This window comes from Micromonospora sp. WMMD961, from assembly GCF_029626145.1.
Lineage (GTDB): Bacteria > Actinomycetota > Actinomycetes > Mycobacteriales > Micromonosporaceae > Micromonospora.
In genome coordinates, this window is record NZ_JARUBJ010000002.1 from 2,901,635 (window position 1) to 2,924,379 (window position 22,745).

Consider the following 22,745-nt stretch of genomic DNA (forward strand, 5'->3'; position numbering starts at 1 on the left):
GGGGCGGCCCCGAGCCGTCCCACCCCGCCCGGGTGCCCGGAGGCGGTCAGAGCCAGCCGCGTCGGGCGACCTGGAACGCCAAACCGGGTCGGGTGTCCACGCCGGCGGCGGCCATCAGGTCGGCGATCCGGCGTTGCACGGTCCGGCGGCTCACCCCGAGCTGCGAGGCGATGGACTTGTCCGGTACCCCGGCCACGAACAGCGACAGCAGCCGTGCCTCGTCGGCGTCGGGCTGGTAACCGTCGCCCGGATGGTCCGCCGGTTCCGGCCGCCGACCCTCGGCTGCCGCGACGGCGAGGGGGTCGTCGAGCCGCAGTCGGGTGGCGACCCGCCAGTGGCTCTCGAAGAGGGCGAGCAGGGCGTCGAGCAGTTGGCTGCGGCCGATCACGGCGGCGCTCGGTTCCCCACCGTCGCGGTCCGGGACCAGCGGGCAGATGGCGGTGCTGGCGTCCACGATGGCCAGTCGGACCGGCAACCGGTCCAGCACCCGGGCCTGCTCACCGGCGGCGACACCCTTGGCCAGGTCGGTCAGCGCTCCCGGTTCCAGCAGCAGGTCACGCTCGTAGATGGCCCGGTAGCTCACCCCCCGGGCCAGCGCGTCGAACTCCTCGACGTTCTCCGGCCCGGCCATCGCGAGGGGATTGGCCCGGCAGAACCAGAGCACCTCGGTACGCGCCGAGTTCTGCAGGTCGCGCAGGCGGTCCCGGAGGACCCCGGCACCGGTGATCACCTCGACGAGGTGGTCGCCGTGGTGCCTCCGCAGCCCGGAGCGGTACTCCTCGGCCAGTTGGGTGACCCGGCGTCGGGCGGCCTCCAGGTCCTCCTGGCGGCGCAGCAGCGCCCCGCCGAGGGCGACGTCCGGGGCGGTCGGGCGCAGGGGCGCGTCCGGGTCGATGTCGGTGGGCTGCACGAGTCCCTTGGCGCGCAGCGCCTCGACCTGGGCGACGACCTGCTCGCGCGGTCGGTGCAGGCGGCGGACCAGGTCGTCGACGCGCGCCGCGGTGAGCTGGAGCAGGCAGCGGTAGAGCTCCTCCTCAGCCGAGGTCAGGCCGATCACGTCCAACACGGGGCAGAACTGTACGTCGGCCGGGTGTCGGCCGTGCCGGGGCCCGTCGGCTGGTCAAGTGTCGGCCCTCGCGTCTACTGTCGGTGGCTGTGCTGGAAGAGCTGCGCATCACCGGACTGGGCGTCATCGAGGACACCACGCTGCCGTTGACCGGCGGCATGAACGTCATCACCGGCGAGACCGGTGCGGGCAAGACGATGGTGGTCACCGGCCTCGGCCTGCTCTTCGGAGGTCGGGCCGACGCCGGGCGGGTCCGCGCCCAGCCCGGCCGTGCCGTGGTGGAGGGGCGGCTGCGGCTGCACGGGCGGGTCGCCGACGCCGTGCACGCGCGGATCAGCGAGGCCGGTGGGGAGCCCGACGACGACGGCTCGGTGCTGCTGAGCCGCACGGTGACGGTGGAGGGGCGCTCGCGCGCCCACGTCGGCGGCCGGAGCATGCCGGTGTCGATGCTCGGTGAGGTCGGTGAGCAGGCGGTCGCCGTGCACGGGCAGTCCGACCAGCTGCGGCTGCTGCGCCCGGCCGAACAGCGGGCCGCACTGGACCGGTTCGCCGGTCCCGCGCACGAGAAGCTGCTCGACGCGTTGCGTGAGGCGTACACGGGGTGGCGGCGGGTCGTCGACGACCTGGCCGACCGACGGCGCAACGCCCGCGAGCGCAACCAGGAGGCCGACCTGCTGCGGCTCGGCCTCGACGAGATCACCCGGGTCGATCCGCAGCCCGGTGAGGACGACGACCTGAAGACCGAGGCGCAGCGGCTGGAGCACGCCGAGGGGCTGCGGACGGCCGCGCAGATCGCCCAGCAGTGTGTGGCGGGTGGCGCGGAGGCCACCGACGAGACACCCGACGCGGCGGCGCTGCTCGGCACCGCCCGAAGGACCTTGGAGGCGCAGGCCGGCACCGATCCGGCGCTGGGTGAGTTGGCCTCCCGCCTGGAGGAGGCGGCCACCCTGGTCACCGACGTGTCGGCGGAGCTGTCGGCGTACCTGGCGACGCTCGACGCGGACCCGGCCCGGTTGCAGCACGTCTACGAGCGGCGGGCGGCGCTGCGCGCCCTGACCCGTAAGTACGCCGACGACGTCGACGGGGTGATCGCCTGGGCCGATCGGGCGCGGACCCGACTGTCCGACCTGGACACCTCCGACGATCTGCTGGACGAGTTGGAGCGGGAGGGTCAGCGGCTCGCCGTCGAGGTGGCGGACCTGGCCGGGCGGGTGTCGACGTCCCGGCAGGAGGCGGCGATCCGATTCGCCGACCAGGTGACCGTGGAGCTGGCCGGGTTGGCCATGCCGCACGCGCGGATCGAGGTGGCGGTGCTGCCGCGCCCGACGGGGCGGGCCGAGCCGACGCTCTCGGTCAACGGTGTCGAGGTGGGTGTCACCCCGGACGGCGGTGACGAGGTGGAGCTGCGGTTGCTGGCCCACCCCGGCGCGCCGTCGTTGCCGTTGCAGCGCGGCGCGTCCGGCGGTGAGCTGTCCCGGGTGATGCTCGCCATCGAGGTGGTCTTCGCCGGTTCGGGTGGCCCGCCCACGTTGGTCTTCGACGAGGTCGACGCGGGTGTCGGCGGTCAGGCGGCGGTGGAGATCGGCCGGCGGCTGGCCCGGTTGGCCCGCAGCCACCAGGTGTTGGTCGTCACGCACCTGCCGCAGGTGGCCGCGTTCGCCGATCGGCACCTGGTGGTGGCGAAGGACACTGGTGGCGCGGTGACGACCAGCGGCGTGCGGGTCGTGGAGGACACCGAGCGGGCCCGTGAGCTGGCCCGCATGCTGGCGGGTTTGCCGGATTCGGATCTGGGTATCGCTCACGCCGAGGAGCTTCTGGCCGTGGCCGCCAAGGAAAGGCGGTTGTGACGCCGCGTATTGTGAGCGCAAGCACACCGGCTTGTGCCGACGTGTGCTTCCCTGGGTAGGCGGCCCTGCTCAGGCATGTCGCGACAGAAAAGCCTGCCTCACATGCCAGGATGGTCACGATGCGTCTACCCACGTTGCGCCGGAACCGGAACCCCGACCCGGGCAGAGTCCTCGGCACCGCGCGCCTTGATCGCCGGACGAAACGCCTGGTCGGTCGGCTGCGACCCGGTGACATCGCGGTCATCGACCATGTCGACCTGGACCGGGTGGCAGCCGACTCGCTCGTTGCTGTCGGTGTCGGGGCGGTGCTCAACGCCAAGCCGTCGGTCTCCGGCCGTTACCCGAACCTCGGCCCGGAGGTGTTGATCGCCGCCGGCATTCCGCTCCTCGACGACCTCGGCGAGGGCGTCTTCGAGCGGATCCGCGAGGGCGACCAGGTCCGCATCGAGGGCAACACGGTCTTCGCCGGTGACGAGCCGGTGGCCCACGGCAGCCTGCAGGACGCCGAGTCGGTCGCCAAGGCGATGGCCGACGCCCGGGAGGGTCTGTCGGTGCAGTTGGAGGCGTTCGCCGCCAACACGATGGACTACCTGCGCCAGGAGCGCGACCTGCTGCTCGACGGCGTGGGCGTTCCGGACATCGAGACCCAGATGCAGGGCCGGCACTGCCTGATCGTGGTGCGCGGCTACGACTACAAGGCCGACCTGGACGTGCTGCGCCCGTACATCCGGGAGTTCAAGCCGGTGCTCATCGGCGTCGATGGAGGCGCGGACGCGCTGGTCGAGGCCGGTTACACCCCGGACATGATCATCGGGGACATGGATTCGGTCACCGACGACGTGCTGCGCTGCGGCGCCGAGGTGATCGTGCACGCGTACCCGGACGGTCGGGCGCCCGGCCTGCCCCGGGTCAACGGTCTGGGCGTCCCGGCGATCACCTTCCCGGCCGCCGCGACCAGCGAGGACCTGGCGATGTTGCTCGCCGACGAGAAGGGCGCCTCGCTGCTGGTCGCGGTCGGCACCCACGCGACCCTGGTCGAGTTCCTCGACAAGGGTCGAGGCGGAATGGCCTCGACGTTCCTGACCCGGCTCAAGGTCGGTGGCAAGCTTGTCGACGCCAAGGGTGTGAGCCGGCTCTACCGGCAGAGCATCTCCGGCTCGTCGCTGCTGTTGCTGGTGTTGTCGGCGATCGCGGCGATGGCGTCCGCGGTGGCCGTGTCGACCGTCGGGAAGGCGTACCTGGGCGTGGTCGCCGAATGGTGGGACAATCTCGTGTTCCAGCTGTACCGGCTGTTCTAGTTCCCGACCGATCAAGAGGCTGCAAGCGTGATCAACTTCCGCTACCACGTGGTGTCCCTCACCGCGGTCTTCCTGGCTCTGGCGATCGGCTTGGTGGTCGGCACAGCCGCCCTCAACGGCCCGGTCGCCGACTCGCTCGAGGGACAGGTCACCGGGCTGCGTAAGGACAACCAGAACTGGCGCCAGCAGGTCAACAACATGGAGAAGCAGCTCGCGCTGGAGGAAGACTTCGCCGAGGAGATCTCCCAGGTCATCCTCCCCGGCACCCTGACCGGGCGTCGCGTGCTGGTGCTGACGCTGCCCAACGGGCGCGACCACACCGAGGGTGTGCTCAAGAAGCTCCAGCAGGCCGGCGCCACCCTGACCGGCCGGGTCGAACTGCAGGACAAGTTCATCAACCCGGACAACAACACCAACCTGCTGGAGTTGGCCGTCACCGCCGCCCGCCCCACCGCGCAGACCACCGGTCTGCCGGGCAACGGGCACGGTGTGGAGACCTCCAGCGCGTTGCTGGCCAGCGTCCTGCTGGACCGTGCCCAGGGCGTCGCGCCGGTCAGCGACGCCGACCGTCGGGCAGTGCTCGCCGCCTACAACAACGCCGGCTACCTGACCACCGACAACAACAAGGTCACCGGCTCGGCGGAGGCGGTCGTGGTGGTCAGTGGCCAGCCGTACGTCGACAAGGACTCCGAGAAGCGGGACGAGTCGGTTGTCAAGATCGCCGAGCAGTTCGACCGGACCGGCTCGATAGTGGTGGCCGGCAAGGGTTCCGTCGGCGGCAACCTGGTCGCAGTGGTCCGTGGTGACCCGGTGCTCGCGCAGACCATCTCCACGGTCGACAACGCCAACACCGTCCAGGGCCAACTGGTCACCAGCCTCGCCCTGGTGGAGCAGCTCACCGAGAAGAAGGCCGGGCAGTACGGCGTCGGCGACAACGCCCCGTCCCTGCTGCCTAGACTGCCCCAGTGAGCGAACGACGTACCCCGGTGTCCGTAACCGACGCGCGTGAGCGAGCGCACCCGAGGCGCAGCAGGGTGGCGGCATGAGGACGCTGGGTCGGCTGCTGCTCGCCGGCGCCGGCGCCGCGGCGGCCCGGTACGCGCTGCGTGAGGTCCGCACGTCTCCGGCCGGTCCCGCGTTGGACCGCACCAACTTCCGTGGCCGCACGGTGAGCCTGGCCGCCGGGCCGGCGCTCGCCGCGGGCGCGGCAGCGGTCGGCGCGTTCGGTGCCACCAGCGGCGCCTCCGGTGGGGCGGCCCTGGTCGCCGGCCTCGGCGCCGGTGCCGTCGGCCTGTACGACGACGTGGTGGGCGCGCGGCCGGAGCAGAAGGCGGCGAAGGGCTTCGCCGGTCACCTCGCCGCGCTGCGCGAGGGGCGGGTCACCGCGGGCCTGGTCAAGGTCGCCGGGGTGGGCGCCGCCGGCCTGGGCGCCGCCGCGCTGCTGGCCGCCGACCACCGGGTCGCGGCGCATCCGCGCCGGCAGCGCCACGGCGCGATCGGCCGGGACACCGACCTGCTCCTCGGCGCCGGGGTCATCGCCGGCACGGCCAACCTGCTCAACCTTCTCGACCTGCGGCCGGGCCGGGCGATCAAGTCCGGGCTGCTGCTCGCCGCGCCGCTGGCCGGTGGCCCACACGGCGGGATCGCCGCAGGTGCCGCAGGTGCCGCCGCCGGTCTGCTCCGCGACGACCTCAGCGAGGACGTGATGCTCGGTGACAGCGGCGCGAACGCGCTCGGCGCGCTGCTCGGCGTCGCGCTCGCCGCCCGCACCGGTCCGCTCGGCCGGGCCGGTCTGCTCGCGGTGCTCGCCGGGCTCACCGCTGCCAGCGAGAAGGTCAGCTTCACGGCGGTGATCCAGCGGACCCCGGGGCTGCGTGAGCTCGACGCACTGGGCCGACGCGCCGACTGACGTGACCCGACCGGCCCCCCTCGCCGGCGCCGGCCGGCTGGCCGGGGCAGCCGCGCTCATCGCCGTCCTCACCGTGGTCAGCCGGCTGGCCGGCTTCGGCCGCACCGCCCTGTTCACCTGGAGTCTGGGTAACACCGACCTCGGCGGCACCTACGTGGTGGCCAACGCGGTGCCGAACTTCATCTTCGAGATCGTCGCCGGTGGCGCACTGGCCAGTCTCGTCGTACCGCTGCTGGCCGGCGCCGTCGCGGCCGGTGACCGGACGGCCGTGGCCCGGACCACCGGCGCGCTGCTGACCTGGACGCTGGCGTTGCTGGTGCCGCTCGCGGTGCTGGTGGTGCTGCTCGCCGGGCCGGTCGTCGAGTCGCTCGGCCACCACCTGACCGCCGCGCAGCAGCAGAGCGGCATCCGGATGTTGCGGGTCTTCGCACCGCAACTGCCGCTGTACGGGGTGGGCATCGTGCTCACCGGGGTGCTCCAGGCGCACCGGCGCTTCGCCTGGCCGGTGCTCGCGCCGCTGCTGTCCAGTCTCACCGTGATCGTCGTCTACCTGGGGTTCACCGCGACGCAGGGCCGCAACGCGACGGTCGGCGGGGTGAGCCCCGGTGGCGAGTTGCTGCTCTCCGTCGGCACCACCCTCGGGGTGGTGGTGCTGTCGTTGTCCCTGGTCATCCCGGTCAGCCGACTGCGCCTGGGGTTGCGGCCCGGGTTCGGGTTCCCGGCCGACGCGCGGGCCCGGGTCGGCGGTCTGGCGGTCGCCGGCGCGGTCACCGTCACCACGCAGCAGATCGCCCTGATCGTCAGCCTGAACCAGGTCACCGCCGGCGCGCGGAGCAACCCGGGCGTCTACAACCTGGCGCAGACCGTCTACCTGTTGCCGTGGGCGGTGCTGGCGGTGCCGCTGGCCGTCGCGGCGTACCCGACGCTGGCGGCGGCGCGGGCCGCCGGCGACGAGGACACCTACCGGTCGACGCTGGCACCGGCCGTACGCGGGGTGCTGCTGTTCAGTTGCCTCGGCACCGCCGCGTTGATCGGCACCGCCGGACCGGTCGGGCACTTCTTCTTTCCGGCGTCCACCGCGCCCACCGCCGCCGCCGCGATCATCGGATACGCCCCCGGGCTGGTCGGTTACGGGCTCTTCGCGGTGCTCACCCGGGCGCTCTACGCCCGCGGGGAGACCCGGGCGGCGACGGCCGCCACCGCCGTCGGCTTCCTGGTGGTGCCGGCCGTCGTCGTGCTGTTCGGCGCGCTGCTGCCGCTGCGCGACCGGGTGTTCGCGGTGACGTCCGCCAACTCGGTGGGGATGCTGGTGCTCGGGGCGTTGCTGATCCTGGCGGTGCTGCGCGGCGCCGGCCGAGCGGCGCTGGCCGGCGCGGCACGGGCCTCGGCCGCCGGAGTGCTGGCCGGTGTGCTCGCCGCGCTCGCCGGGTTGGGCCTCAGCCGCCTGCTCGACGCGTCGGCCGGCGGCACCCCGACGACGGCGGTGGCACTCGGTCAGGGCATGCTGTCCGGGGTTCTGGTTGGGGCGGTGTTCCTCGCCGTGGTCTGGTTCGTCGACCGGCGGGACGTGGCGCCACTGGTCGCCGGGGTGCTGCGGCGGCTGGGTCGACGCGGGCCCCGGGGTGGCGGTCCGACGCCCGGTGCGGTCTCCCCGGAGCGGGGCGACGGGAAGGAGACAGCTGCGCGATGACTGAGCCATCCTCGTCCGCCGGTTGGTCGGGCACCGTCGCGTTGGTGCTCGCGTCCAGCACCGGCGGGGTCGGCCAGCACGTCCGGTCGGTGGCGCGTGGCCTCGTCGCCGGAGGTGCCACCGTCCTGGTCTGCGGGCCGGCGGCGACCCAGGAGCAGTTCGACTTCACCGGGGTCGGTGCGCGTTTCGAGCCGGTGGAGATCCCGGCCAGCCCGACGCCGGCCGACGCCCGGGCGGTGCTCACCCTGCGTCGGGTGCTCACCACCTCCCGCGTCGACGTGGTGCACGCCCACGGTCTGCGGGCCGGGTTGGTCGCCGTGCTGGCCCGCCCCGCCGCGCCGCTGGTCGTCACGTGGCACAACGCGGTGCTCGCGGGCGGCCTGCGGGGCGGGGTGTCCCGACTCGTCGAACGCGTGGTGGCCCGGGGTGCCACGGTGGCCCTCGGCGCCTCCATGGATCTGGTGCGACGGGCCGCCGCACTGGGTGCCGCCGACGCCAGGCTCGCCCCGGTCGCCGCGCCGACGCTGCCCGCGCCGCGTCGACGCCCGGCGGCGGTCCGCGCCGAGTTCGGGGTCCGCCCCGAACAGCCGTTGATCATCTCGGTCGGCCGCCTGCACCCGCAGAAACGCTACGACGTACTGATCGACGCGGCGGCCCGCTGGCGTACCCGTACGCCACCGCCGGTCGTGGTGATCGCCGGCAGTGGGCCGGCGTACCTGCCGTTGGCCGCGCGGACCTCCGCGGCCCGCGCCCCGGTGACCCTGCTGGGGCACCGCACCGACGTGGCCGACCTGCTCGCCGGCGCCGACCTCGCGGTGGTGACCAGCGACTGGGAGGCCCGGCAACTCTTCGCCCAGGAGGCGCTGCGCGCCGGCGTACCGCTGGTCGCGACCGCGGTCGGCGGGTTGCCGGACCTGGTCGGCGACGCCGCCGCGCTGATCCCCGCCGGCGACGTCGACGCTGTCGACGCGGCGGTGCGGGCGCTGCTGGACGACCCGGCGGCCCGGGCCGAGCTGGGCCGGCGGGGCGCGGAACGGGCGGCCACGTGGCCGACCGAGACGGACACCGTCGCCGTTCTGGCCGCCCTCTACGCCGAGCTGGTCGCCGACCGCGCCGGCCCGGCAACCGCGCCGGGCTCCGACGCCCCCAGAACGGGACACCGGTGATGCTGCGCCGAATCACCCCCGCCCTGTTGACCGTCCTCGTGGTGTCGCTCGGTGTCGTCGCGCTCGCCGCCCGCCCGGCGCAGGACAGCCCGCGACGCACCGCCGACTTCGTGGTGCTCGCCGGGGTCGCGGGGCTGCGCTGGGAGGACGTGGATCCGCAGCGCACCCCGACGTTGTGGCGGATGGCCCAGGAGGGGTCGATCGGCTCGCTGTCGGTGCGATCCGCGCACCGGCCCACCTGCCCGGTGGACGGTTGGCTGACCCTGGGTGCGGGCAGCTTCGCCGCGTGGAACGGCGGCCGGTCGCCCGATGGCTGCCCGACGGCGGGGGTGACCGTCGAACAGCCGGACGGCATCGGCGCGAACCTGCCGGATCAGGAGAGCGTGGTCCAGCACAACCAGCAGCGGATGCCGTGGGGCGCCCTGCCCGGCTCGCTGTCCGAGTCGGTGCGCTGCTCCGTCGCGGTGGGGCCGGGTGCGGCGGTGGCCGCCGCCCGACCGTTCGGCCGCGTCGACCGGTACGCCCCGGCGTTGCCCGCCGACCCGCGCACGCTGCTCGGCGCCTGCGTGCTGAGCATCGTCGACCTCGGCACTGTCGAGGGGACGGACCCGGCGACCCGCGCCGAGGAGGCCCGAGCGGCGGACGCCCAACTGGCCCGGGTGCTGGCGGCCCGGCCACCACGGTCGTTGGTGCTGGTCGCGGGGATCTCCGACACCGCCCAGCCGGCGCGGCTGCACGTGGCGGTCGCCGACGGGCCGGGGTGGGAGCGGGGGTGGCTCACCTCGGCCAGCACCGGCCGGGACGGCTACCTGCAACTCGTCGACCTCGCGCCGACCGCCCTCGCCGCGCTGGGCCGGCCGATGCCGGAGCGACTCTTCCTCGGCCGTCCGGCGGTCAGCACCGGCGGCCGTCCCGCCGACCTGGCCGAGGCGATCGACGCACCGGCCGACGCCGATCGGGAGGCTGCTGCCCAGCGCGACGTCTCCGGCGTGTTCTTCACGGTGCTGGCCGGCGTGCAGGTGCTGCTGGCACTCGGAATCCTGCCGCTGCTGCGCCGGGCCCGCCCACACGCCGGCCCGGCCGGCCCGACGCCCGTCTCCGGGCGGATCACGGCGGTGGTGGAGCTGCTGCTCGTCGCCGCGGCGTTGACGGTGCCGGCGGCGCTGCTGGCCGACGCGGTGCCCTGGTGGCAGGGCGAGCACCCCCGGTGGATCTTCGCCGGGGTCACCGTGCTGCTGGTGGCCGCGGGCACCGCCGCGGTGCGGTTGGCCCCCGGGTACGCGGGCACCCTCGGCCCCCTCGGCGCGGTCGCCGGCCTCACCACCCTCGTCGTCGGGCTGGACGTGCTCACCGGGGCCAGCCTGCAGCTCAACGGCGTGGTCGGCTACTCCGCGTTGCAGGGCGGCCGGTACTCCGGACTGAGCACGGTGGGGCTGGGGGTGTTGCTCGCCGGGGCGTTGCTCGCCGGCGGCTGGCTCGCCCAACGGGTGCACCGGGTGTGGCGGCCGGCGGTGACGGTGGCCGTGGGCGGCCTCGCCGTGGTGGTGGTCGGCAGCCCGTACCTGGGAGCTGACCCGGTCGGCGCGATCGCGCTCACCGCCGGGGTGAGCGTCGCCGCCGTGATCAGCGCCGGGGGCTGGTTGACGATCAGCCGGCTGGCCTGGGCCACCATGGCCGCCCTGGCGGTCGGTATCGGCTTCGGAGTGGTGGACCTGCGCCGTCCCCCGGCGGAGCGGGGCAGCCTCGGGCGGTTCCTCTCCGCGCTCGGCGACGGCACCGGCGGGTTCACCGTGCACCGGTCCAGCACGGAGAACTTCGAGACGTTGGTCAACAGCCCGATGACCGTGTTGGCGCTGACCGGCGGGCTGCTGGTGTGGTTCGCCCTGTTGCAGCCGTGGGGTGGACTGATGCGGCTGTTCGGCATCTACCCGGCGGTCCGGGCCGCGTTGGCCGGGACCGTGGTCGCCGCGGTGCTCGGTGGCCTGCTCGACGGCGCGGCGCTGGACGTGATGGGCGCCGCCGCCGCGCTGGTGGTGCCGATGGCCGTCCTGGCGTCGCTGCGGGTGCTCGGGCACGCCGCCGACCGGACCCGCCCGGTTCCGGGCCGGTTGCGCGCCAGCGGCGCCGACGACGACTCGGGCTCCGGCGGGGTCGGTCCGACCGGTGGGGGTGACGGGCCGACCGGCGGCGGTCCGCTGGGCGCAGCTCACCCGCGGCCGATCAGCGGCCCGCCCTCGACCGAGCCCTCGGCGGTTTCGGACGCCTCGACCGAGCCCTCGGCGGTTTCGGACGCCTCGACCGAGCCCTCGGCGGTCTCGGACGCCTCGATCGAGCCCTCGGCGGTCTCGGACGCCTCGATCGAGCGCGGCGTCGACGCTGACGGCCCGGCGGAGCCGACCGCGGGTGGGCCCGCCGTAGCGCCCCGGCAGGCCACCCGGTCATCGACCGAGGTTGCCGCCTCCTGAGCGCCGGGCCGCGTCCGGATGACCCGCAGGTGTCGCAGCCGGGGTGCGGCCTGCGGGTACCCGCCCGGGAGGTGTTACCGTCGAATCCCGTGGATCGCGTGATCACTTTGCTGATCAAGCACGGCGGTCTGCATGACCGCGACAGACGACACGGGAGCAGGCCTTGGCCCCATCAGCACGGACGACCAGGCACATTTTCGTCACCGGGGGCGTCGCCTCCTCGCTGGGTAAGGGCCTCACCGCCTCCAGCCTCGGCAACCTGCTGACCGCGCGCGGGCTGCGCGTGGTGATGCAGAAGCTCGACCCCTACCTGAACGTCGACCCAGGGACGATGAACCCGTTCCAGCACGGTGAGGTCTTCGTCACCGAGGACGGCGCGGAGACCGACCTCGACGTCGGGCACTACGAGCGCTTCCTCGACCGGGCGCTGTCCGGCAAGGCGAACGTCACCACCGGTCAGATCTACTCCGACGTGATCGCCAAGGAGCGGCGCGGCGAGTACCTGGGCGACACCGTCCAGGTCATCCCGCACATCACCAACGAGATCAAGTCGCGGATCCTGGCGATGGCCGACCCGGACGAGGACGGTCAGCTCCCCGACGTGGTGATCACCGAGGTCGGTGGCACGGTCGGCGACATCGAGTCGCTGCCGTTCCTGGAGGCGATCCGTCAGGTCCGCCACGACCTCGGCCGGGACAACTGCTTCTACCTGCACGTCTCCCTGGTGCCGTACCTGGCGCCGTCCGGTGAGCTGAAGACCAAGCCGACCCAGCACTCGGTGGCGCAGCTGCGCAACATCGGTATCCAGCCGGACGCCATCGTGTTGCGCTGCGACCGGGAGATCCCGGTGAAGCTCAAGGAGAAACTGTCGCTCTACTGCGACGTGGACGCCGAGGCGGTCGTCGCCGCACCGGACGCCCCGAGCATCTACGACATCCCGAAGGTGCTGCACCGGGAGGGGCTCGACGCGTACGTGGTGCGCCGGCTCAACCTGTCCTTCCGGGACGTGGACTGGGCCAGCTGGGACGACCTGCTGGAGCGGGTGCACCGGCCCCGGCACACTGTCACCGTCGCGGTGGTCGGCAAGTACGTCGACCTGCCCGACGCGTACCTGTCGGTGAGCGAGGCGATCCGGGCGGCCGGCTTCGGCCACCGCGCCCGGGTGCAGCTGCGCTGGGTGCCCAGCGACGAGTGCGTCACCCCGGCCGGCGCGGCGGCGGCCTTGGCCGGCGTGGACGGCGTCCTCATCCCCGGCGGCTTCGGCGTCCGCGGCATCGAGGGCAAGATCGGCACCGCCCGGTACGCCCGGGAGAACGGCATCCCGCTGCTCGGCCTCTGCCTCGGCCTGCAGTGCATGACCATCGAGGTGGCCCGCCACCTGGCCGGTCTGGACGGCGCCAACTCGGCGGAGTTCGACGAGAAGGCCGCGCACCCGGTGATCGCCACGATGGCCGACCAGGAGGACATCGTCGCCGGCAAGGGCGACCTGGGCGGCACCATGCGGCTCGGGGCGTACCCGGCGACGCTGACCGAGGGCTCCATCGTCGCCGAGGCGTACGGCAGCACCGAGATCAGCGAGCGGCACCGGCACCGGTACGAGGTGAACAACGCCTACCGGGACGCGCTGACGAAGGCGGGCCTGCACATCTCCGGCACCTCGCCGGACGGCCGGCTGGTCGAGTTCGTCGAGTTGGACCGCAGCCTGCACCCGTTCTTCGTGGCCACCCAGGCGCACCCGGAGTTGAAGAGCCGCCCCACCCGCCCGCACCCACTGTTCGCGTCGTTCGTCAAGGCCGCGGTGGCGTACTCGCAGGCCGACCAGTTGCCGGTCGACCTGGACGCGGCGACGGACGCCCCGACGGCGCGCAAGGCCGCCCGCAACGGCGCCGCGACGAAGGCGGCTTCCGCCTCGTGAGCGCAAGCGAGCACCGCTACGAGGTGCGCTCCCGCGAGGAGCGTTACCGAGGGCGGATCTTCGACGTGGTCACCGAGGAGGTGACCATGCCGGGCGGCGGAACGGGGGTGCGTGACCTCGTTCGGCACGTCGGGGCGGTCGCGGTGGTGGCGCTCGACGACGCCGGTCAGGTGGTGCTGATCCGGCAGTACCGGCACCCGGTCGGGCGGCACCTGTGGGAGCTGCCCGCCGGGCTGATGGACGTGTCCGGCGAGGAGTTGCCGGCCGCCGCGTTGCGGGAACTGGCCGAGGAGGCGGACCTCACCGCCGGGCAGGTCGACGTGCTCGTCGACCTGCACAGCTCGCCCGGGTTCACCAACGAGGTGGTGCGGGTCTTCCTGGCCCGCGACCTCGCCGACGTGCCGGCCGACGAGCGCCACGAACGCCACGACGAGGAGGCCGACCTCCAGGTCGTCCGGATCGACCTGGACGAGGCCGTCGCGATGGTCCTGGCGGGTGAGATCACCAACGCGTCCGCGGTGGCCGGGCTGCTCGCCGCGGCTCGCTCCCGCGAAGCCGGTTGGGCGACGGTGCGTCGGGCGGACGCGCCGCTGCCCCGCTGAGCAGCGCGGCCGGCCCGCTCCGGCACGGGAGTACGCGCCCACGGGGCCCCGCGGTCAGCCGCGGGGCCCCGTGCCGTCCGCCCCGAGCGGCATCCGGCAGATGGGGAGATAATGGCCGAACGCTGTCCCGACGGCAGGGGTGATCATCCGCCGGCGGATCCCGGTGTCGCCCTGACACTCCGTCAGGACACTCGGGCACCGATTGCCACTCTGCTGGCGCTCGGCGGCGCCGGGCGCGCCTAGACTGCCGCCGGCGGGACCGGTGGACCGCGGCGGCAAAGGGGCCACCGCGGCACCGAGCAGTCGGGGGAGAGCAGCCCCGAAGAGAGGTGTCTGCATCGTGAAGGTCGGAATCCCACGCGAGGTCAAGAACCACGAGTACCGCGTGGCGATCACGCCAGCGGGCGTCAACGAGTTCACCCGCAGCGGCCACCAGGTCTTCGTCGAGGCCGGCGCCGGTGTCGGCTCCAGCATCACCGACGAGGAGTTCGCCGCCGCGGGCGCGAAGATCCTGGCCACCGCCGACGAGGTGTGGGAGACCGCCGAGCTGGTGCTCAAGGTCAAGGAGCCGGTCGCCGAGGAGTACCACCGCATGCGCGAGGGGCAGGTGCTCTTCACCTACCTGCACCTGGCCGCCTCCAAGGAGTGCACCGATGCGCTCGTCGACCGCAAGGTCACCGGCATCGCGTACGAGACGGTGGAGATGCCCGACCGGTCGCTGCCGCTGCTCGCCCCGATGTCCGAGGTGGCCGGCCGGCTTGCCCCGCAGGTGGGTGCCTTCTACATGATGCGTACCGGCGGCGGTCGGGGTGTGCTGCCCGGCGGTGTCTCCGGCGTGTACGCGGCCAAGACCGTGGTCATCGGCGCCGGTGTCTCCGGCCTGAACGCCGCCGCCATCGCGCTGGGCCTGCAGTCCGAGGTGCTGCTGCTGGACAAGAACGTCGCCCGGCTGCGTTCGGCCGACGCCATCTACCGGGGTCACCTGCAGACCATCGCCTCCAACGCGTACGAGGTCGAGCGGGCCGTGCTCGACGCCGACCTGGTCATCGGCGCGGTGCTGGTGCCCGGAGCCAAGGCCCCGAAGCTGGTCTCCAACGAGCTGGTCTCCCGGATGAAGCCGGGCAGTGTGCTCGTCGACATCGCCATCGACCAGGGTGGTTGCTTCGAGGACTCGCGCCCCACCACCCACGCCGACCCGGTCTACAAGGTGCACGAGTCGATCTTCTACTGCGTGGCGAACATGCCCGGCGCGGTGCCGAACACCAGCACCTACGCGCTGACCAACGTCACCCTCCCGTACGCGCTGGAGCTGGCCAACCAGGGTTGGCGCGAGGCGCTGCGCAACGACTCGGCGCTGGCGCTGGGCCTGAACACCCACGACGGCCGGGTCACCTACGGACCGGTCGCCGAGGCGCACGGGATGGACCTGCTCCCGCTGGCCGACGTCCTGGCCTGAGCGGTGGCGGGCTGACCGGCAGCATGGACTCCGCCGGCGTGGGCGAGGTGCCCACGTCGGCGCTGCGCCGTGCCGTGCGCGGTTACCTCGACCACCTCACCGTCGAACGTGGCCTCTCCGCGAACACGCTCACCTCGTACCGGCGGGATCTGGACCGGTACCTCGCGACCCTGGCCGACGCCGGCGTCGCCGACCTCGCGTCGGTCGACGCCGGCCTGGTCGAGTCGCACCTGGCGCGGCTGCGCGCGGGCGACGACGCACACCCGCCCCTCGCCGTCTCGTCCGCCGCCCGCGCGGCCAGCGCGGTCCGTGGCCTGCACCGCTTCGCGATGCGCGAAGGGCTGGCCGGCGCCGACCCCAGCCGCGACGTCCGCCCACCCACCCCACCACGGCGGCTGCCCCGGGCCCTGCCGGTCGATGACGTGGTCCGGTTGCTGGACCTCGCCGGCCCGACCACCGCGACCGGCGAGGACGCCCCCCGTACGCTGCGTGACCGGGCGCTGCTGGAGTTCCTGTACGGCACCGGCGCGCGGATCTCCGAAGCGGTCGGCGCCGCCGTGGACGACCTCGACACCGACGAGGGCACCGTGCTGCTGCGCGGCAAGGGTGGCCGGGTCCGGCTGGTGCCGATCGGCGGTTACGCCGTCGACGCGGTCCGCGCCTACCTGGTGCGGGCCCGCCCCACACTGGCCGCCGCCGGCCGGGGAACCCCGGCGGTCTTCCTCAACGCCCGCGGCGGCGCGTTGTCCCGCCAGGGCGCGTGGGGCATCCTGCGTCGTGCCGCGGAGCGGGCCGGGTTGCCGGTCGACGGGCCCGCCGCCGTCTCCCCGCACACCCTGCGCCACTCGTACGCGACGCATCTGCTCGACGGCGGCGCCGACGTCCGGGTGGTCCAGGAGCTGCTCGGCCACGCGTCGGTGACCACCACCCAGGTCTACACGTTGGTCACCGTCGAGCGGCTGCGCGAGGTGTACGCCACCGCCCACCCGCGCGCCCGGGGCTGAACCCGGTCGCGGTCGGTCCCGACACGCCGGGCCGGTGCCGAACCCCCTGCTGGTCGGTGGCGTACAGTCGGCATCGGCGCGGACCTCCTGGGGCGACACGACCGGGGTGCGCAGCGGCGCCGCGAAGGACGTCGGACGGCTCCGACGCCGGGTGGGTCGTCGGGAGGGGGCAACGAGGACATGGCTGGCAACGGTGACCGTGCCGAGACCTGGACGTCGGAGCTCCGCGAGCAGCAGGCCACGCTCGGCGCGGATCTGGGTCCGGCGGATCCGGCTGCCTACACGATGCGCAAGCCCATCCCCGAGCCGATGCCCACCGACCGGCACGGCCCCGCCCGCATCATCGCGATGGCCAACCAGAAGGGCGGCGTCGGCAAGACCACCACCACGATCAACCTGGGCGCGGCCCTCGCGGAGTACGGCCGCAAGGTGCTGCTCGTCGACTTCGACCCGCAGGGCGCCCTCTCGGTGGGGTTGGGCGTCAACCCGCACAACCTCGACCTGTCCGTCTACAACCTGCTCATGCAGGACGACGTGACAGCCGAGGACGTCCTGATCAAGACCGACGTGGCCGGCCTGCACCTGCTGCCGGCCAACATCGACCTCTCCGCCGCCGAGATCCAACTCGTCAACGAGGTCGCCCGGGAGATGGCCCTGGCCCGGGTGCTGCGCACGGTCCGCAAGGAGTACGACTACATCCTGATCGACTGCCAGCCGTCACTCGGCCTGCTGGCGATCAACGCGTTGACCGTCGCGCACGGCGTGCTCATCCCCCTCGAATGCGAGTTCTTCAGCCTGCGCGGGGTGGCACTGCTGCTGGACACCATCGACAAGGTGCGGGAGCGGCTCAACTTCGACCTGGAGCTCGAAGGCATCCTCGCCACCATGTACGACAGCCGCACCACGCACTGCCGCCAGGTGCTGCAGCGGGTGGTGGAGGCGTTCGGCGACAAGGTCTACCAGACGGTCATCACCAAGACGGTGAAGTTCCCCGAGTCCACCGTGGCCGGTGCCCCCATCACCACGATGGACCCGGCCTCCTCCGGGGCACGCAACTACCGTCAGCTGGCCCGCGAGGTGATCGCCGCCCAGTCGGAGCGGTAGCCGGAACGCCCGGTGCCGCTCTCGTGGACTACGGTCGTCCGGTGACCGCGCCACCCCTTGACCCGCCCGAGGCCGCCGCTGCGGCCACGGTCGACGGTGTGCCGCCCGCCGACCCCGCCACCACCGGGTTCACGGTGCGGCTGGCCAACTTCACCGGCCCGTTCGACCTGCTGCTGCAACTGATCGGCAAGCACAAGCTCGACGTCACCGAAGTGGCCCTGCACACGGTCACCGACGAGTTCATCGCCTACATCCGGGCCATGGGCGACGACTGGGACCTGGACGAGGCCAGCGAGTTCCTGCTCATCGCCGCGACCCTGCTCGACCTGAAAGCGGCCCGGCTGCTGCCCTCCGCCGAGGTGGAGGACGAGGCCGACCTCGCCCTCCTGGAGGCCCGGGACCTGCTCTTCGCCCGGCTGCTGCAGTACAAGGCGTACAAGGAGGCGGCGGCGCACATCGCCGAGTTGGAGGCCGTCGGCGGCCGGCGCTACCCGCGCGCGGTCAGCCTGGAACCCCGCTACGCGGAGGCGCTGCCCGACCTGGTGCTCGGCATCGGCCCGCAGCGACTGTTGAAGCTGGCGGTGAAGGCGATGACCCCGAAACCGGTGCCGGAGGTGTCCATCGCCCACGTGCACATGGTCCGGGTCAGTGTCCGCGAACACGCGGCGATCCTCACCGCCCGGCTGCGCCGGGCCGGCACGGCCACGTTCACGCTGCTCTGCGCCGACTGCGAGGCGACCCTGGAGGTGGTGGCGCGCTTCCTCGCGCTGCTGGAGCTGTACCGGGAGGGCCTGGTGTCCTTCGTCCAGGAGCAGGCCCTGGAGGAGCTGACGGTGCGCTGGACCGGCCCGGCCGACGGGGACACCGAACTGCACGTCGACGAGTACGCCGGCACCCCAGCCGTCCCGGAGCCGACGAGGGCTGAGCTGGCGGGGGCTGAGCCGATGGGCACTGAGCCGGTGGGGGCTGAGCTGGTGGGGGCTGAGTCTGGGCCGCCGGGGGAGGCCGGCGGGCCGGACGGGACGGGGACCACGGAGGATGAGCGGGATGAGTGACGAGCAACGTCGGGACTCGCTGGCCGACCAGGCCGCCGCCTGGGTCCCCCCGTGGGAACGCCCCCGCCCACCCGCGCCCGAGGCCACACCCGACGACCGCGAAGTCCCGCCAGACGAGTCAGCCACGGCTCCAGGGCCGGACCAGGAAGATCTTGGAAGGAACGCGCCCCTCCAGGGGCCGGAACCTTCCAAGATCTCTCCCGGGCCGGGCGCGGGCGCCCGCGCCGGCTCGGGCTCAGGCGCGAGCTCCCGCGCGGGGGAGTCGGGGGAGTGGGGCGGGGGCGGGGTGGGGGAGGCTGCCCCGGAACCGGTTGCGGCGGCGGAGTCGGACGGGGCTCGAGACGTACCCCCTCGGCAGGCGGCCGGACGGCGGCGGGTGACGGCCGCGCCGGAGCCCGCACCCGAATTGTCCGACCCAGAGCTGCGCGGTGCCCTGGAGGCCATCCTGCTGGTGGTCGACGAGCCGGTCAGCGAACTGGTGCTGGCCCAGGTGCTGGAGCAACCCGTCGAACGGGTCGGCCCGGTGCTCGACGACATCGCCGCCGGCTACACCGCCGCCGGGCACGGGTTCGAGTTGCGCCGGGCGGCCGGCGGGTGGCGGCTGTACACCCGGCCGGAATACGCTACGTACGTCGAGCGGTTCGTTCTGGACGGGCAGTCCGTACGGCTGACCCAGGCGGCGTTGGAGACGCTCGCCGTGGTCGCCTACAAGCAGCCGGTGACCCGTTCGCGAATCTCAGCCATCCGGGGTGTGAACTGCGACGGGGTCATCCGTACGCTGGTCACCCGCGGCCTCGTCGAGGAGTGCGGCACCGAAACGGACAGCGGGGCGTTCCTGTACCGGACCACCACGCTGTTCCTGGAGAAGCTCGGGCTGAACACCGTTGACGAGCTGCCGCCCCTCGCACCCTTCCTGCCCGACGACGTAGAAGAGCTTGCTGATGCGACCCGATAACCGTTCCCCCAAACCCGACGCCCCCGTCTACGAGGGGGCGGAGCGCCTGCAGAAGGTGCTCGCCGCCGCCGGCGTGGGTTCCCGGCGCGCCTGCGAGGACCTGATCTTCCGCCGCCGGGTCACCGTGGACGGGCGGGTCGCCAAGCTCGGCGACAAGGTCGACCCGGCCACCGCCGTGATCCACGTGGACGGCGAGCGCCTCCAGGTCGACGTCCGGCTGGTCTACGTGGCGATGAACAAGCCACGCGGGGTGGTCACCACCATGGCGGACGACAAGGGACGCAACGAGCTGGCCGAGTTCATCGGCAACCGGGTCGAGCAGCGGGTCTACCACGTCGGGCGGCTCGACGCGGACAGCGAGGGCCTGCTGCTGCTCACCAACGACGGCACCCTCGCGCACAAGCTCATGCACCCGTCGTACCAGGTACTGAAGACCTACCTCGCCGAGGTGGTCGGGCCCATCCCGCGCAACCTGAGCAAGCGGCTGCTGGCCGGCGTCGAGCTGGAGGACGGGCCGGTGACTGTCGACTCGTTCCGGGTGGTGGACACCCTGGGCAAGAGCGCCCAGGTGGAGCTGAGCCTGCACGAAGGGCGCAAGCACATCGTCCGGCGGCTGATGGACGAGGTCGGGCACCCGGTCACCCGGCTGGTGCGTACCTCGATCGGGCCGATCCGGTTGGGTGACCTGCGCACCGGGCGGATCCGGCGGCTGACCAACGCGGAGGTCGCCGCCCTGTTCAACGCGGTGGGTGACTGACCCCCGGTTCCGGGGTACGGCTGCCGGTAGGCTCCACCGACGGCCGGGACGCGGCCACCGGAGGGTGGCGTGGGTCGCCTCCGGTGGCGGCGCGCGTGGGTCCGCCAGCGGACCCGGGCATGATTGATGACGATTGACAAACCGCTTGCGGCGCCGAATCACCGGGCGATCCGTGAGGTACGGGCTGAGGAGGACACGGTGGAGGAAAACGTACGGGCCGGGCGATGTGTGGTCGCTGTGGACGGGCCGTCCGGTTCGGGTAAGTCCACCGTGTCGCGGCGGCTCGCCGCCAGCATCGGTGCGCGCTACCTCGACACCGGCGCGATGTACCGGGCGATCACGTGGGCCGTGCTGCGCTCCGGCGTGGACCTCACCGACGCCGCGTCGGTGACGAAGGTCGCCGGCGAGGTCGACCTGCGCATCGGCACCGACCCCCAGGGGTACGCCGTGACCGTCGACGGTGTCGGCGTGGAAGCCGAGATCCGGGGCGCCGAGGTGACCGGGGCGGTCTCCGCTGTCGCCGCGGTGCCGGCGGTCCGCGAGCTGCTGGTCGCCCGCCAACGCGAGATGATCGCCAACGCTGGTCGGATGGTGGTCGAAGGCCGTGACATCGGCTCGGTCGTGGCGCCGGACGCCGACCTGAAGGTCTTCCTGACCGCCTCCGAGGCGGCCCGCGCCGCCCGGCGCAGCGCCGAGGACGCCGCCGACGTCGCGGCCACCGCCGCCGACCTGGCGCGACGGGACCGGCTCGACTCGACCCGCAAGGTCAACCCGTTGGCGCAGGCGCCCGACGCCGTGGTGCTCGACACCACCGAGCTGGGCATCGACGAGGTCGTGGCACGACTGAGCGACCTGCTCACCGAGCGGGGTGTGGCGTGAGCGGTGCGGTTGTTTTCCATGGCGGTCCGGAGCGCAGCGGAGGAGCGGCATGAGTAGCGATCCAGGCGGGTGGGTCGAGCTGCGGGAGCCCGACGTCGCCGTCGAGGAACCGAGCGGCCCGCAGCCGGTGGTGGCCGTGGTCGGTCGCCCCAACGTGGGCAAGTCCACTCTGGTCAACCGGATCATCGGCCGCCGACAGGCGGTCGTCGAGGACGTCCCGGGTGTGACCCGGGACCGGGTGCCGTACGACGCGCAGTGGAACGGCCGGGCGTTCACCGTGGTGGACACCGGGGGCTGGGAGCCGGACGCGAAGGACCGCGCCGCGGCCATCGCGGCGCAGGCCGAGACGGCGGTCGTCACCGCCGACGTGGTGCTCTTCGTGGTCGACGCGATGGTGGGCTCCACCGACGTGGACGAGGCCGCGGTGAAGATGCTGCGCCGCAGCGCCAAGCCGGTGATCCTGGTGGCGAACAAGGCCGACAACAACTCCATCGAGATGGAGGCCACCTCGCTGTGGTCCCTCGGCCTCGGTGAACCGTTCCCGGTGTCCGCGCTGCACGGGCGAGGCTCCGGCGACCTGCTGGACGCCATCCTCGCCGCGCTGCCGGAGGCACCGGCGATCGTGGAGAACCGTCCGCGCGGGCCGCGCCGGGTGGCGCTGGTCGGGCGGCCGAACGTGGGCAAGTCCAGCCTGCTCAACCGGTTCTCCGGCGAGGAGCGGGCGGTCGTCGACTCGGTGGCGGGCACCACTGTGGACCCGGTGGACAGCCTGGTCGAGATCGGCGGACAGACCTGGCAGCTGGTCGACACGGCCGGGCTGCGTAAGCGGGTCGGCAAGGCCAGCGGCACCGAGTACTACGCCAGCCTGCGTACCGCCGGCGCGATCGAGGCCGCCGAGGTGGCCGTGGTGCTGCTCGACTCCAGCGAGCCGATCAGCGAGCAGGACCAGCGGATCCTGTCGATGGTGACCGAGTCGGGCCGGGCGCTGGTCATCGCGTTCAACAAGTGGGACCTGGTCGACGCCGACCGTCGGTACTACCTGGACAAGGAGATCGACCGGGAGCTGCGCCGCATCCCCTGGGCGATCCGGCTGAACCTGTCCGCGATGACCGGGCGTGCGGTGGACAAGCTGGCCCCGGCCCTGAACAAGGCCCTGGCCAGCTGGGAGACCCGGGTTCCGACCGCGCAGCTCAACCAGTGGCTGACCGCGCTGGTGCAGGCCACCCCGCACCCGGTGCGCGGTGGACGGGCGCCGCGCATCCTGTTCGCCACCCAGGCCGGTGTGGCGCCGCCACGGTTCGTGCTCTTCACCACCGGCCCACTGGACGCCGGCTACCAGCGCTTCGTCGAGCGCAAGCTCCGTGAGGAATTCGGGTACGAGGGCAGCCCGATCGAGATCTCGGTCCGCCCGAGGAAGAAGCTGGGCCCCGGCGGCCGAGGCAAGGCACACGGCTGACGTTCTGAGATAGCCGGATGGGAGATGTCCCTCCCCCCGGCATTTCTCAACCCCACCCTCCTAGGACGCTTTAGAGGGTGTGCGGTGGCCCGGCCGCGCGGTGTGCGGCGGTCCGGACGGT

18 protein-coding genes are annotated in these 22,745 nt (G+C 73.1%); 17 read left to right on the plus strand and 1 reads right to left on the minus strand.

The genetic code is table 11. From position 1 onward, the window contains the following. Positions 1-46 precede the first annotated feature (46 nt). Positions 47-1,066: a helix-turn-helix domain-containing protein gene (locus tag O7614_RS13690; protein ID WP_278138823.1), complete on the minus strand. Its 1,020-nt coding sequence runs from the start codon at positions 1,064-1,066 to the stop codon at positions 47-49. 89 nt (positions 1,067-1,155) lie between these two features. Between O7614_RS13690 and recN the strand changes: the two genes are divergently transcribed. From recN to der, 17 genes are all read left to right on the plus strand, one after another. After that, the gene (recN, locus tag O7614_RS13695) at positions 1,156-2,913 is read left to right on the plus strand and encodes a DNA repair protein RecN (protein WP_278142254.1); all 1,758 of its coding nucleotides are present in this window, start codon (positions 1,156-1,158) and stop codon (positions 2,911-2,913) included. A gap of 119 nt (positions 2,914-3,032) precedes the next feature. After that, positions 3,033-4,211: a putative cytokinetic ring protein SteA gene (gene steA, locus O7614_RS13700; RefSeq protein WP_278138824.1), complete on the plus strand. Its 1,179-nt coding sequence runs from the start codon at positions 3,033-3,035 to the stop codon at positions 4,209-4,211. A gap of 27 nt (positions 4,212-4,238) precedes the next feature. Continuing rightward, positions 4,239-5,180 carry a copper transporter gene (locus O7614_RS13705; protein ID WP_278138825.1) on the plus strand — a complete coding sequence of 314 codons (942 nt, stop codon included), beginning with the start codon at positions 4,239-4,241 and terminating at the stop codon, positions 5,178-5,180. 73 nt (positions 5,181-5,253) lie between these two features. Continuing rightward, positions 5,254-6,120 (plus strand): hypothetical protein, encoded by an 867-nt coding sequence (locus tag O7614_RS13710; RefSeq protein ID WP_278138826.1) that lies wholly within the window; start codon positions 5,254-5,256, stop codon positions 6,118-6,120. 1 nt (position 6,121) lies between these two features. Continuing rightward, the gene (locus O7614_RS13715; protein ID WP_278142255.1) at positions 6,122-7,810 is read left to right on the plus strand and encodes a lipid II flippase MurJ; all 1,689 of its coding nucleotides are present in this window, start codon (positions 6,122-6,124) and stop codon (positions 7,808-7,810) included. After that, on the plus strand, positions 7,807-8,976 hold the full coding sequence (locus O7614_RS13720; protein ID WP_278138827.1) for a glycosyltransferase family 4 protein: 1,170 nt from the start codon (positions 7,807-7,809) through the stop codon (positions 8,974-8,976). Before O7614_RS13715 ends, O7614_RS13720 begins: the two co-directional genes overlap by 4 nt. Beyond that, entirely contained in the window at positions 8,976-11,441 is a 2,466-nt protein-coding gene (locus tag O7614_RS13725; protein WP_278138828.1) for a hypothetical protein, read from the plus strand. Before O7614_RS13720 ends, O7614_RS13725 begins: the two co-directional genes overlap by 1 nt. 163 nt (positions 11,442-11,604) lie before the next feature. Beyond that, positions 11,605-13,356, plus strand: a complete 1,752-nt coding sequence (locus O7614_RS13730) for a CTP synthase (RefSeq protein WP_278138829.1) — start codon at positions 11,605-11,607, stop codon at positions 13,354-13,356. Beyond that, positions 13,353-13,958, plus strand: a complete 606-nt coding sequence (locus O7614_RS13735) for an NUDIX hydrolase (RefSeq protein WP_278138830.1) — start codon at positions 13,353-13,355, stop codon at positions 13,956-13,958. Before O7614_RS13730 ends, O7614_RS13735 begins: the two co-directional genes overlap by 4 nt. 340 nt (positions 13,959-14,298) lie before the next feature. Further along, complete coding sequence (gene ald, locus O7614_RS13740; RefSeq protein WP_278138831.1) at positions 14,299-15,414, plus strand: alanine dehydrogenase; 1,116 nt, start codon at positions 14,299-14,301, stop codon at positions 15,412-15,414. A gap of 23 nt (positions 15,415-15,437) precedes the next feature. Further along, positions 15,438-16,418, plus strand: a complete 981-nt coding sequence (locus tag O7614_RS13745) for a site-specific tyrosine recombinase XerD (RefSeq protein ID WP_278138832.1) — start codon at positions 15,438-15,440, stop codon at positions 16,416-16,418. Between the two features lie 180 nt (positions 16,419-16,598). Beyond that, positions 16,599-17,522, plus strand: a complete 924-nt coding sequence (locus tag O7614_RS13750) for an AAA family ATPase (protein ID WP_030334877.1) — start codon at positions 16,599-16,601, stop codon at positions 17,520-17,522. Between the two features lie 41 nt (positions 17,523-17,563). Beyond that, positions 17,564-18,577 carry a segregation/condensation protein A gene (locus O7614_RS13755; protein WP_278138833.1) on the plus strand — a complete coding sequence of 338 codons (1,014 nt, stop codon included), beginning with the start codon at positions 17,564-17,566 and terminating at the stop codon, positions 18,575-18,577. After that, a complete protein-coding gene (gene scpB, locus O7614_RS13760) occupies positions 18,570-19,532 on the plus strand; it encodes an SMC-Scp complex subunit ScpB (protein WP_278138834.1) in 963 nt (320 codons plus the stop codon). The genes O7614_RS13755 and scpB overlap by 8 nt, the downstream gene beginning before the upstream one ends. Further along, positions 19,519-20,289, plus strand: a complete 771-nt coding sequence (locus O7614_RS13765) for a pseudouridine synthase (protein ID WP_278138835.1) — start codon at positions 19,519-19,521, stop codon at positions 20,287-20,289. The genes scpB and O7614_RS13765 overlap by 14 nt, the downstream gene beginning before the upstream one ends. A gap of 198 nt (positions 20,290-20,487) precedes the next feature. Then, complete coding sequence (cmk, locus tag O7614_RS13770; protein ID WP_278138836.1) at positions 20,488-21,168, plus strand: (d)CMP kinase; 681 nt, start codon at positions 20,488-20,490, stop codon at positions 21,166-21,168. A gap of 49 nt (positions 21,169-21,217) precedes the next feature. Further along, positions 21,218-22,624 (plus strand): ribosome biogenesis GTPase Der, encoded by a 1,407-nt coding sequence (gene der / locus O7614_RS13775; protein WP_278138837.1) that lies wholly within the window; start codon positions 21,218-21,220, stop codon positions 22,622-22,624. Positions 22,625-22,745: the final 121 nt, after the last annotated feature.